Source organism: Streptococcus sp. NLN64 (assembly GCF_015831295.1).
Classification (GTDB): domain Bacteria; phylum Bacillota; class Bacilli; order Lactobacillales; family Streptococcaceae; genus Streptococcus.
The window spans coordinates 1-12816 of the sequence record NZ_JADXDQ010000007.1 but is presented as its reverse complement, the minus strand read 5'-3'; the positions used below and the strand labels follow the sequence as shown (position 1 = coordinate 12816).

Sequence of the window (12816 nt, the reverse complement as noted above, 5' to 3'; positions counted from 1 at the left end):
ATTTAGGCTGGCAAACTTATTTTTCCTTGCTATCCAGCCATTTGCAGATGAAATAGAGCAATAAGCCAGATATCACATCCGCTACGATAACAAGTAAGACGTCAGGAAAACCCAGGTAGCCTATCCTAAAATAATCCATTCTTCACCTACAAAAACCTTCCAAGGCCTTTCTGCCTTGGAAGGTTTTCACTTTTCGGTTATTTCACCACAATATTAACCAGTTTGTTTGGTACTGCGATGACTTTGATGATTTCTTTTCCTGCAATTTCGGATTGAACTTTTTCGTTGGCGAGGACTGTTGCTTCGAGGTCTTCTTTGGAAAGGTCTTTGGCAACCATGAGTTTGGCGCGGACTTTCCCTTTGATTTGAACGACGATTTCAACTTCGTCTTCGATTAAGAAGCTCTCATCATAGCTTGGCCATGCTACATAGCTGATGGACTCGCCTGAAGCAGTCAAGGTTTGCCAGAGTTCTTCAGCCAAGTGTGGCGCGAATGGTGCCAAGAGTTGAACAAAGCCTTGGGCATAGCCTTTGTAGAGCTTGTCAGCCTTATTAGCCGCATTGACGAAGATCATCAATTGGGCAATGGCTGTGTTGAACTTGTAGTCTTCAATCTGCTCGGTTACAGCTTTAACGGTTTCGTGGTAGACCTTGTCTAGCTGACCATCGTTTTGGTCAGTGATTTCCTTGCTGGTGATGAGGCGGTAAACCCGATCCAAGAATTTCCGACTTCCTTCCAGACCTTCTTCACTCCAAGCGATGGAAGCATCCAATGGCCCCATAAACATTTCGTAAACCCGCAGTGTGTCAGCCCCGAATTGCTCAATCACATCGTCAGGGTTGACGACGTTTTTGAGGGATTTGGACATCTTAGCTGGTGTTTGTTCCAACTCTTCACCGGTCTCAATATTAAAGAAGGATCCATCTCGTTTTTCAACCTTATCGCTTGCGACCAAAGCACCTCGGCCATCACGATAACTGGTTCCCAAAATCATACCTTGGTTAAAGAGTTTTTGGAATGGCTCCTTGGTTGGTACCACGCCGAGGTCATAAAGGAACTTGTGCCAGAAGCGGGCATAGAGCAAGTGTAAAACGGCATGCTCGGCACCACCGATATAGATATCGACTGGCAACCACATCTTGAGCAAATCCTCATCGGCTAATTTCTCTGTGTTATGAGGATCGATGTAGCGGAGGTAATACCAGCTGGAACCAGCCCATTGCGGCATGGTGTTGGTTTCCCGACGCCCTTTGACACCATCTTCACGTGTTACTTCTAACCAATCGGTGAGGTTGGCCAATGGGCTTTCCCCAGTACCAGATGGTTTGATATCATCTGTTTTTGGAAGGACAAGCGGTAGCTGGTCTTCTGGAACAGCTGTGGAAGTCCCATCTTCCCAATGGATGATCGGAATTGGTTCACCCCAATAACGTTGGCGACTAAAGAGCCAGTCACGTAGACGGTAGGTGATGGTCTCTTCGCCCATCCCTTTTTCTTCTAACCATGCCGTCATGCGGGCTTTAGCCTCTTCGGTATTTAAACCATCTAAAAACTCCGAATGAATATGCGGCCCATCTCCGGTATAGACTTCCTTCTCAACATCGCCACCTTCAATAACAGGGAGGAGCGGAAGATCATAAACCTTCGCAAATTCCCAGTCACGCGCATCATGAGCAGGAACCGCCATCACCGCACCTGTTCCGTAGCTAGCCAAGACATAATCAGCGATCCAGATTGGAATTTCTTTGCCGTTGGCAGGGTTGATAGCATAAGCACCCGTAAAGGCACCCGTCTTCTCCTTGGCCAAATCTGTCCGAGCCAAGTCAGACTTGAGACTAGCCTGACGCTTGTACTCAGCCACTGCCTCTGCCTGCTCAGGTGTTGTTATCACATCCACCAAGGCATGCTCCGGAGCCAAAACAGCATAACTAGCCCCAAAAAGCGTGTCTACACGGGTTGTAAAGACAGAGAAAGTCTCCTCATGCCCCTTAATCTTAAAATGAACAGTCGCCCCAGAAGACTTACCAATCCAGTTCCGCTGCATATCCTTGATAGACTCAGGCCAGTCTAACTCTTCCAAGTCTTCCAACAGACGATCCGCATAGGCTGTAATCTTCAACATCCACTGACGCATTGGCTTGCGGACAACCGGATACCCCCCACGCTCAGAAGTCCCATCAGGAAGCACCTCTTCGTTGGCAATCGCAGTCCCCAACTCTTCGACCCAGTTAACCGGCACTTCAGCTTCATAAGCCAAGCCTTTCTCGTAAAGCTTGGTAAAAATCCACTGCGTCCACTTGTAATAATTCGGATCAGTAGTGTTCACCTCACGATCCCAGTCATAAGAGAAACCAAGCGCATTAATCTGACGCTTAAAGTTAGCAATATTCTCCGCTGTAAACTCCGCAGGGTCATTCCCCGTATCCATAGCATACTGCTCCGCAGGAAGACCAAAAGCATCCCAACCCATTGGGTGAAGAACATTATAGCCTTGAGCGCGCTTGTAACGACTCAAAATATCCGTCGCTGTGTAACCTTCTGGATGCCCTACATGAAGACCCGCTCCTGATGGATATGGAAACATATCCAAAGCATAAAACTTCGGTTTATCTGCGTCCGTTCTAGTCCGGAAAGTTTGATTCTCCGCCCAGAACTTCTGCCATTTCGGTTCAATTTCTTTGTGATTATAAAAGCTCATCATCTGCCTCACTTTAACAATAAATTACTCCTATTATACCATGAAAAAAGTAGAGCAGCCAAGCGATTCCCGCAGGTTTATTGGAATGAGGAAAGGTAAAAGATACTAATTATTCTAAAAATACGATAAATCTTTGACAGAAAGAAAAATAAAGAGTAAACTAAACTTACACATAGCTCCTTTGCGAGCATTGAGAAGACATAGTCCTTTACGGACATCTGCCTGCACCTAGAGGGAGCGGGCTTTTTTCTTGTTCTCTGCATATTCACCAGAGCAGTAACATCAACAATTTCTACTCCAGCTATCTATTCACAAAAACATTGATATGCCCTCACACACCTTTTTAATAACTTTTGAGTTATAATTAGTAGACAGCTATCTAACTTACTAAAGGAGGGTTAAAATCATGACAAAGAACTCCGCTATAGGAAGCAATTGGCAAGACATCCAGGAGGAACTCCTATCTCCAGAAGAGATTCGAGAAAGCGACTTACGAGTTGCCCTTATGCTGGAATTGATAAGAGCCCGAAATGAACAAGGACTCAGCCAACAAAAGCTCGGTGAACTCGCCGGCGTCAGCCAACCGGTCATAGCTCGGATGGAGACCGGTAAAACCAGTCCACAACTGGATACTATCCTAAAAGTATTGGCCAGTCTGGGCAAAACACTGGCAGTCGTTCCCCTAGATAAAGCCTGAAAAAGCATCCGTCTCAAATTCGAGACAGGATGCTTTTTTGTCCTCGTTGTTTTTACCAAATCTGAATGCGAGACACTTTAAAACGATTTTTTTACTATCTCTTTTTTCGACGGCTTCTTACAGTTGCAAGAGCAGCTAAAGTAGCTAAACCTGCTGCTGCAGAAACGTTTACAACGTTTGTATCTGTTCCTGCATTCGGTAAGTTTCCATTTGATTCCTCTAAGACTGACTCCATAGTCATATTTTTGGAAATATTTACTACATTAGTTATTGTTGCTTTTGCAGAATGTTCCCCTGTCTCAAGTGATTTCAGTCCCTCCTCAAGAATCAGTTTATTCAGAAGTTCTTTTTGTTGAGCGAGTTTCTCTTCAAGCTCTTTAACTGTTTGAAGACTTGCTTCGTATTCTTCTTTAGCTGTATCGTAGGCTAACTTAGCGGCCTTGTAGATAGTTTCAGCATTAGCTAGAAGGTCAAGTTTTTCTTGATCTTCTTTGTTGTAACCTTGTAGAAGTTTAAGATTTTCTTCTTGTTCTCTAAGGGTTACTTTAAGAGCGTCTAATTCTTTCACAAGAGCGTCTAATTTAGCAACTTCTTTAGTTTTGACTTCTTGAAGTTGTTTTAATGTAGCGTTTTCTTTAGCGAGACGTTCTTCAGCCGCTTTTAGGTTAGCTTCTTTAGTAGGTTTGTCGCTAAGTAGAACTGCTAATTGTTGTTCTTTGCTTGATAGGGCAACTTTACGGTTGTTGAGAGTCGCTGTTTCTTTTTCAAGTTGTTGTTCCAAAGCTGGAATGTTTGATTCCTTGTTTAGAAGTTGCAATTGATTATTCAAATCACGAACTGCGCTTTCAGCTTTGTTTAGTTCTGATTTAGCGTTATGAACATCTTGTTCTTCTTTTAGGCGTGCTACTTGTTTTTCGTTGTGTTCAGTAGTAGCCGCCTTTAGTTCGCTCTCAGCTGTGCGGAGTTTTTCTTCACGGTCTGGGGCAGTTAGATTGGCCGAAGTATTGAACTTAGATTTATCTTCAATTAGGTCTTCACGAACTGCGATAAATCGAGTTTGTAGAAAACGATTGTTATCTGTAATTCCGATACCTAGACCGAAGTATTTACTTGGTTTAGCTGGGAAGGTGATGTGACGACCGTTAACAGCTTTGTGCGCATTGCTATATCCTGATAGAGAGTTAGCGTGACCCCAATCAACATGGTCATCGTCAAAGAACGCCTGTTTAATATTGAAATGAATCTTCTCTTTTAGGTCGTTAAGAGTGTATTCGTTGTAGTTAGCGTTTGGGAATCCTGCATTTTCATAATAGTTATCAGCGCTGTTTAGACCGCGTTTAGCAGCTTCAGCAGTGATGACTCTTTCATCATGGCTCCACCAGTTGTTATCAGATCCATCAGATTTACGGGCGATGTCTTTTGCCATGTCAATGGCATCACTGTTTACAAGAAGCATCCCTTCGTAACCTAATTTCTTACGGATATCGTTGATGATTTCAGCTGCGAAGTGAGATAGTTCTTCACGAATGGCGAGTGGTAGATCATCCATAGTAGCGTTGGTGGCTACAACGATATCATCTTCTTTGTTAGGTTTGAATTCATTTTCGGGAGCATAAAGGAAGTTGATAGCGATGTTTTTCAATTCCTTGCGACGACGATTACCTTCTTCTCTGGTTTCGCTCCATGTTCCGTTTTGGAGTTGTTCGTCTTGCCATTCTAAGTATTCAGTAAGGGTTCGAATATAACCATCACTCATTGTGAGAAGATTTTTGTTGTATTGATTTTCTTTAAGCTCTTTAACGCGAGCTTCTAGTTGATTCTTTTTGGTGAGGGCTGCTTGTTCAGCTAACTTAGCTTGTTCTAATTCAAGTTCTTGTTTTGACAAGTTTGTTGTTTTAGCTGTTTTGTCATTTTCTGCTTGATTTAGCGCAGCTTTTGTTTCATCAATAGCTTTAGCTTTTTCTTCATCAGATTTTCGTGCCGCTTCAACTTCTTTTGTCAGAGCGTCTACTGTTGTTTGTTTTTCAGCAACCTCTTTGGTTAGATTGTTGATTTCTGCTTTAAGTTTGTCTTCTCCAAGTCCTGCAAGAATATCTTTTGCTTCTTTTGCATTTTGTTCAGCAGATTTAACGACTTGCTCTTGATCTTTAACGTCGTTTGTCGCTTTTTCAGTAACAGGTGACTGCTCTTTGATTTCAGCTTCTTTTTTTTGAATTTTCACAGTAGTTTCTGTGATATTCAATTCTTGACGCTCAATAAGTTTATTGGTTTCTTCGATTTCTGCTTGTAATTTTTCGGTCGTTAGCGGATCTTTAGATTCTGCAAGTAAGTTTTCAGCTTCTTTATAGTTGTTTTCAGCTGTTTGAAGATTTTCAAAAGCCGTCGCTGCTTGATTATTTGCTTGGGCGAGCTCATTTTCAGTATTTGAGACGATTGTTTCTTGTTCTGCGAGCGTCACAGTTTGTGTTTGGTTTTGAGTTTGAATATTTGTTTCTGGAGCGGTAACAGTTGGTTGTTCATCCGCAGATACGTTAGTTGCGGTGGCTGCGATAGCAGCAGCTCCAAGAGTTAATGATGTTTTTAGTTTCATTATGATTCTCCCCTTTTTTCTCTATTTCTGTGTTACTTCTACATCTACCCTAATTGGTCTAGAATGTATCCATGTTACATTTTTATTCAATTTTTCTAATTCCTCTGTTGTTAGTCTTTGCTCATCAACAAGGGTCTCTATTGTACTGGTTAATCCCTCAAAATAAGTAGCACTATCCTCCAATTGCGCATCTAATTGAACAATCATATTTTCTTGTTGAGCCTGTAATTTTTGCTGATGCTGTTCTGTTCTCCAAGTATTAGCAGCCTCCTGAAAATTAGAAACTCGAAAATCTTGTAAGAGAACAAGCATTCCCGATAAGTCTTCAAAAGTTCTAAAATTCTCAGGAATTAGGTTTAAAAAGTACTGAAAGGACTCATTATTAACTAACGCATTCAGCTGAATCTGTCCAATTTCTAATTCGTTTTCAACCTCCCTACGATAGTCAATCAATTCTTGTAATTTAGAACTAACCTTGGTACTGCTATCTACTTCCTCAGTGTTTACTTGTTTATTAGTTGTCAGTAGCTTAATTATTGGTGGCAGAATGACAACAGCAAACACATAAACACCTATAACTCCTCCAATTAAACCGAGTATACCTGATGTGTAATCCATACTATATCCCACGGATATAGCAATGAAAAGGGAAATTATTATATTTTTTACACGCCATGGTTTCTCACTGGTTTTACTTCTTCCAATTTCATACAATGAGTAAATAAAAGTTGTAATAAATATAATCCCACCGAATCCATTTTGAAAACTTGGAAATAATGAAGAAACTGCATAAGCTATCGCCATAAGAATAGGTAAAAATTTTACTGAGTCTGTTGCTCTTTGTTTTTGAATTTCCTGTTCATTAGTTTGCAGTTTGTCTTGTAAACTTATAACATGTGCGTCGACCTCTGAAATATCTCTTCCAAAATAATATACATAGCTTAGTATAGCCATTAACTCGTCTCTATTAAAATCCATAATGGTTCTCTGTGACATAAATAATCTCCTTTTAATATAGTCTTTTAGTTTGCTTTTAGTACAAGGCAGCGAGTCGTAGACAGTACTGAAGTACGGCAAGACGAGATAACACAGTAATAAAAGATAAACTAAAAGAGTATATCATTACTTAAAACATTCTACCCCCCCCCCCGACCTATTTTGTCAAGGTATTTTCAAACAATTTAGCATTCTTTTTAACATCAAATTTCTTGAAAATACCTGGCCTTTCATTTACAAAAACAATAGTAAAAATTCTTTGGCTCTTCTCCTCCTCTTAAACACATAATCATTAAAAGAAAAACAATATCTTTTTCATTTTCTTGATTTTTAAGATGTCTATCATCGCAAACATTATAGTATTTATAAATCAAATAAAAATAGCATGGAAACTCTTAGTTTCAAAATAATATATAAAGATAAAAATCTAAATAAGAACGAAACTACTAGCTTATAAGCCTAAACATAAACCGATTATCATACTAAATCGCTTTATCATGAAATCACATTAATAAATCATATACTCTTACATATTTGCCACAACTTCAGTTCAAATAGTCAGCTCCATCAAAACAGCAACAAAAAATCCTCTTTCTGGTTTCAGGTGATTTCTCACCATCCACCAAAAAGAGGTTGTTTACATATTAATTTTTACCAAATCTGAATGCGATCGGCTGGGTCTCGCCACATGCCGTCTTGGTCTGTAACATCGAAGGTTTGGAAAAACTCATCGAAGTTTGGCAATTGGAGGTTGACACGCAGTTTAGCTGGTGCGTGAACGTCCACGGCTGCCATCATTTTCATGAATTCTTCCCGGCCTTTCATGCGCCAGATGAGCGCGTGATTTTCGAAGAAGGCTTGGGCGGAGTAGTCTGGGTCTTGCTTAGCTGCCTCGAGGGCTGCTGAGAGTCCGCCAAGATCCGCGACGTTCTCCGACACGGTTAACTTACCATTGACCTTTGCGCCATAAGAATCCTGTCCTTCAAAGAGATCCACCACTTTTTGGGTTCTTTCTTGGAAGGAATCATAATCGGCTTGGGTCCACCAATTATTGAGGCTCCCGTTTTCATCGAAAGAGGCACCATTGGTATCAAAAGCATGGGAAATTTCATGGGCAATAACGGCTCCAATTCCACCGTAATTAGCAGAGGAAGATTGGTTCAAATCATAGAATGGAGCCTGCAAAATGGCCGCTGGAAAGACGATTTGGTTTTTCTGTGGGTTGTAGTAGGCATTGACCATATGGGCTGGCATTCCCCACTCCTTATCGTCCACTTCCTGATTCCACTTGGACCAGGCGTGTTTGATGGAAACACGTCCCAAAGCTTGGGCATTCTCGAATAGAGAAAGGGCTGGATCTACTTTCTTGTCTGCATAATAAGCAGGTAGTTCTTCCGGATAACCAATGTAAGGGCGAATGACATTGAGTTTAACAATGGCCTTTTCACGAGTTTCTGGACTCAACCAATCATTGTTCTCTAAGCGACGCTTGTAAACCTCAATCATCCGTTGAATCTTAGCTTCCACATCCGCTTTTGCTTCCGGAGAGAAGTAATGCTCCGCATACCAAAGACCCAAGGCTTGATTAAATGGTCCCTGTGCCAAGTAATAAGCAGCCTTTTGCAAACTCATTGGAACAGGAGTTCCAGAAAGGGCCCGACTATAGGCACCAGACAAGACCCGAATCTCATCTGTCAAATAGGCATCCGCTTGCCCAACCACTCCCAAGACCAGACTTGCCTTAAGATATGGCCAAGCTTCTTCTGAATAGAAAAGCTCAGAAGCCTTCCAAAATCGCTCTTCTGGTACAATCACTTGATCCGGTTCCTGACCAAGAATTTCTTGGAAAACATCACCTAACGGAAGCTCTGGAACCATGGCCTTAAAATCCTCCCAAGCATAAGGGTGGTAGAGTTTCGCATATTCAGATGATTCTTCACTAGAAAGGACCACTCCCGCAATCCGACGGTCCAATTCCAAGCTCTTATCAAGGAGATCCGCAATTTCTTCGTCCGTAAATGGGAATTTAGCCAGAAGCTCCTCCATAGAAGAACGCCAAAGAGCCAACAACTCTTCTTTCTGCGGATGATCTTCCGCATAATAAGAAGTATCCGGCAAGATCGTTCCAGGCGCATCTGCCCACAAAACATTAATCCGAGCATTCATAAAGTCCGGAGCGACACCAAAAGGAAGGAAATTCGGTGTCCCCGCCATCTCAAACTCCGCCAGACGCTGACGATAATCCTCATAAGTCAGGTTCTTATATTCTTCTAGGAGGGGTAAGACAGGAGCAACACCATCTGCATCCCGCTTCTCATAATCCGAAGCCAAGCGGTGGAAAGCGACAAATTCCTTCAAAACAGAATCCTCAGGTAGATCCTCACCTGCCAACCACTGATCTGTTTTCTCCAAGAACAGCTCTTCAATCTCATCCGCCAAGTCTGTAAAGCCACCTGTGCGAGCTTTGTCCTCAGGAATAACCGCAGTCGCAGCCCACTCACCATTGATCGCATCATAAAAATCATCTTGTCGACGTACCATAGGAAACCTCCATTCTTTTCCTACTATCATACCATAAATAGGCAATCCCTAACATGACATGAATGTCAGGGGGCAGTTGAATACAGACTAAAAGACTATTCTGTAGGCTTTTAGTCTGTCTACGTGACACTTGTCCGTCTCCTGTGAAACTCGATTATTCAATCACTTCTTTCCGAAAAATTGTTATTTTTAAGAAAAATATACGTATGTATCCTGATAAAGTATAAAGTAAAATTCAAAACAAAGGTTTCATATCTCTTATGACATTAATCAAAACTAAAAATTGCATCTAATAATCTATTAGGATTCGTCAGCATTAATAAATGATCTTTTTCATCAATTAAAATATGCGGTAATTCAACTTTATGAGTAGAAAAAATTATAACATTATTGATTTTGCTTAATACAGTATTCAGATCACTTAATATATTTCTCTTAGAATAAATAGAAAGATATAATTTCGTATTCATTTCATCAAGTATTGGTAAATAATAATCTCCATAATTCACTAAATTTTTATTTAAAATCATCTTCAAATCTTGATCTTTTTGTTCATCTTCTGTAAGTATTTCAGAATAATAATCTGATATTTGATAATATTTTACCTTTTTAATGTCAGAAAACATCAAATCTAATTCATCTAATGATGGAATACTTTCTAAACCATCAATAACAATTAAGTTACTTACCATAATATCTCTTTTTTTCAAATAGTTTACAAAAACAGCTGTACCAAAAGATGATGTAATAACTGTTCCCAACTCTGAAACTAAAGATAGTTTTCCGTCCAAAATTTCATCAATAGAATTCTCTGTCAAGCTAGAGAACGACTCATTAGTAAATTCAATAATATCAAATGAGTTGTTCAAAAATCTCTCATCCCTTAATACCTTATCCCAAACATATCTACTCCAACCAAGTGGAGAAAAGAATAAATAGTCAAGCATTTTTGAACCTCTCTCTCAAGTACGCAACAACAGGTAAAATCAATATTAAAACAACAATTGCATTATCTAATAAAGTACTATCATTCATGAAATATAATAAATTGCTTAACTGAATAAAATAAATAAATACTAAAGGTAGCAGAAATAATAGCCCCAATAAATTAAATATCTTCAAAATTATTTCTTCACGCTTCATTCCATGACAATAAAACATTATTAAATAATATAAATCTGTTTTAAAAGGTATCAATAAATGATGAATCATTTTTGTATATTCCGAAAATAATATTAAAATCATTAGATTTGAATTAATATTAAAAATGAATAACAAAATACTCGTAATAAAAATAATCATGTTATCCATTAAAATACCACCTAATATTGGAAATATCCTTAGTTTCTTAGATAATAACCAGACTCCATTCATTTTACACTCAAAAACTAAAAAAATAATAGATCTATGAGAAATATTTAATCTTGATCTTACTCCTAATAAATGAGCAGCAATATAATGACCACCTTCATGAATTAAAGATAAAATCATATCCAAAATAAACATCAGTATAAATAATTTAATTGGATTTTGATAATATGAAACATCTAAAACAAATATATCCTTTAAATGTCTGAACATCAAATTCAAATTAAATAATAAAATTAAACATGAAAAAACATACACGGAACTAATATACCTATGCTTGGATCCAGTGCCTTTTACATCAAATGACCGTTTACCATCATACACATACTCAACTAAGCCCATCTCTTCAAAAGTGATAATTAAAGAATCTAAGTCAATTAAACTAAATCTATTTTTTAGTTCCTCCAAAGTATATAATCTATCAACTTTTTCTAAAAATTCAAAAAGTTCTATGCCATCATTATCAAATTCTAAATATATATCTTTACCAATAAAACCTATAACCTTTTCATCAGTATTAATTACATAATCATCAAATAACAAAAACCTGTTATCCATCTAAAATTCCTCTTGTCTACATATAACGCACAATCCATCTAATCGTATTTTCTCTTTAATTAAATCCCATGTACTAGTATTAATTGATAGCATTTCTCCCGAAACAATAGGAGAGGCATAATTTGTCAAAATTTTAACTATCTCCGTTGAAATAATCCCAGCCAAAACACCGCCCACAAATATAGTTGTGGTATTAAAATTAGAATATGATTTACCCTTAATATTAATCGCATAGTCCATTCCAAGATTCGCTTGTTTTATATCCTCATTAAACATACATCTATAACAAGGTTGGTTCGGTAATGAATAATCAAAATATGTATACACTATCGAATCTCCCCAAACTCCACCACTGATTACTTTTTTATTTTGAGACTTACATTCATCATAGATCCAAATAGAAGAATCTATTATCGGTTCATCTAATGCAACAATAACAATATCAGCAGTTGATATAACTTTTCTAATACTTTCACGTGATACGACTCTTATATTCTGAAAATCATAAACTATTTTAGAATTTATCTCATTTAGATTTGCCTTCAAAGCTTCATTTTTTAATTTACCAATATCTTGTTCTTTATAAATAACTTGCCTATTTAAATTTGATTCCTCCAATATATCAAAATCCAATCCAGATATTTTTCCAATCCCAATCTGTGCTAATTGTTGGACAATAAGTGAGGAGCCTCCCAAACCTAAAATACAAACTTCAGAATTCTTTAATATTTCTTGATATCGACTTTTATTTTTGTTATCAAATAAGCTAAAAAACAAAGTGTTTGTAAAATACCTATCCTTCTCAACTTTCTCCGTAAGAAAACCAACATCTATTAAATCTTCTATAATTTCTCTCGATTCTTCTTCTGTAAAATCCAAATCTCTTTCAAATAATTTAATTAATTCATCAAATAAAATTTCCTCATTCTTATCAAATAATTCAATTAAGAAAACTACAATTTCAATATTTTCAATTCCAACAAACTTATTGTTATATTTAAAATAATAGGAATCTCCTGTTCTAAAAATAGGATGAATTATTGAATTTATAATTAACTTCATATGTACCCCCATTCCAAACAAAAAGGTTCTTCTACACAGTATAGAAGAACCCTCATAAAAATTACCATCTATGACAAATTAATAATGCTTTAACATCATCTAATTTTTTAATTTTAATTTTCTTTTTTGGTTCTACCACTTTATTATCGACTACAATATTCTTCATAAATATTTCCTCACTCGTTGTGCTAGTTAATCCTGGAAATAATAAAAAACTTTGCGTATCATAAACTCAAAACCACCACGAATTGAGGACATGATATGCAAAGCCAAGTACATTATCTCGCGAATCCATCACAAACACA

At 38.0% G+C, this 12816-nt stretch carries 8 protein-coding genes; 1 reads left to right on the top strand and 7 read right to left on the bottom strand.

The annotated features are described in order from the left end of the window. Positions 1–197 precede the first annotated feature (197 nt). Complete coding sequence (gene leuS / locus I2503_RS01990; protein ID WP_196966864.1) at positions 198–2699, bottom strand: leucine--tRNA ligase; 2502 nt, start codon at positions 2697–2699, stop codon at positions 198–200. A gap of 406 nt (positions 2700–3105) precedes the next feature. Between leuS and I2503_RS01985 the strand changes: the two genes are divergently transcribed. Continuing rightward, positions 3106–3396, top strand: a complete 291-nt coding sequence (locus tag I2503_RS01985; RefSeq protein ID WP_196966854.1) for a helix-turn-helix transcriptional regulator — start codon at positions 3106–3108, stop codon at positions 3394–3396. Positions 3397–3490: 94 nt separating this feature from the next. Here I2503_RS01985 and I2503_RS01980 read toward each other — a convergent pair whose 3' ends face one another. The 6 genes from I2503_RS01980 to I2503_RS01955 all read right to left on the bottom strand — a co-directional run bounded on the left by I2503_RS01980 (position 3491) and on the right by I2503_RS01955 (position 12511). Further along, positions 3491–5986: an SEC10/PgrA surface exclusion domain-containing protein gene (locus tag I2503_RS01980; protein WP_196966853.1), complete on the bottom strand. Its 2496-nt coding sequence runs from the start codon at positions 5984–5986 to the stop codon at positions 3491–3493. A 21-nt stretch (positions 5987–6007) separates the two neighbouring features. After that, positions 6008–6982, bottom strand: a complete 975-nt coding sequence (locus tag I2503_RS01975; protein WP_196966852.1) for a hypothetical protein — start codon at positions 6980–6982, stop codon at positions 6008–6010. A 651-nt stretch (positions 6983–7633) separates the two neighbouring features. Then, positions 7634–9523, bottom strand: a complete 1890-nt coding sequence (locus tag I2503_RS01970) for a M13-type metalloendopeptidase (protein ID WP_196966851.1) — start codon at positions 9521–9523, stop codon at positions 7634–7636. 266 nt (positions 9524–9789) lie between these two features. Next, a complete protein-coding gene (locus tag I2503_RS01965) occupies positions 9790–10470 on the bottom strand; it encodes an alpha/beta hydrolase (protein ID WP_196966850.1) in 681 nt (226 codons plus the stop codon). Further along, positions 10463–11449 carry a hypothetical protein gene (locus tag I2503_RS01960; RefSeq protein ID WP_196966849.1) on the bottom strand — a complete coding sequence of 329 codons (987 nt, stop codon included), beginning with the start codon at positions 11447–11449 and terminating at the stop codon, positions 10463–10465. The genes I2503_RS01965 and I2503_RS01960 overlap by 8 nt, the downstream gene beginning before the upstream one ends. Further along, entirely contained in the window at positions 11450–12511 is a 1062-nt protein-coding gene (locus tag I2503_RS01955; protein ID WP_196966848.1) for a ThiF family adenylyltransferase, read from the bottom strand. Between the last annotated feature and the right edge of the window lie 305 nt (positions 12512–12816).

Excerpts from the sequence above, each read along its gene's own strand:
- I2503_RS01975 (WP_196966852.1), bottom strand. The coding sequence starts at position 6,982 with ATGTCACAGAGAACCATTATGGATTTTAATAGAGACGAGTTAATGGCT.
- leuS (WP_196966864.1), bottom strand. The coding sequence starts at position 2,699 with ATGAGCTTTTATAATCACAAAGAAATTGAACCGAAATGGCAGAAGTTC.
- I2503_RS01960 (WP_196966849.1), bottom strand. The coding sequence starts at position 11,449 with ATGGATAACAGGTTTTTGTTATTTGATGATTATGTAATTAATACTGAT.
- I2503_RS01965 (WP_196966850.1), bottom strand. The coding sequence starts at position 10,470 with ATGCTTGACTATTTATTCTTTTCTCCACTTGGTTGGAGTAGATATGTT.
- I2503_RS01985 (WP_196966854.1), top strand. The coding sequence starts at position 3,106 with ATGACAAAGAACTCCGCTATAGGAAGCAATTGGCAAGACATCCAGGAG.
- I2503_RS01980 (WP_196966853.1), bottom strand. The coding sequence starts at position 5,986 with ATGAAACTAAAAACATCATTAACTCTTGGAGCTGCTGCTATCGCAGCC.
- I2503_RS01970 (WP_196966851.1), bottom strand. The coding sequence starts at position 9,523 with ATGGTACGTCGACAAGATGATTTTTATGATGCGATCAATGGTGAGTGG.
- I2503_RS01955 (WP_196966848.1), bottom strand. The coding sequence starts at position 12,511 with ATGAAGTTAATTATAAATTCAATAATTCATCCTATTTTTAGAACAGGA.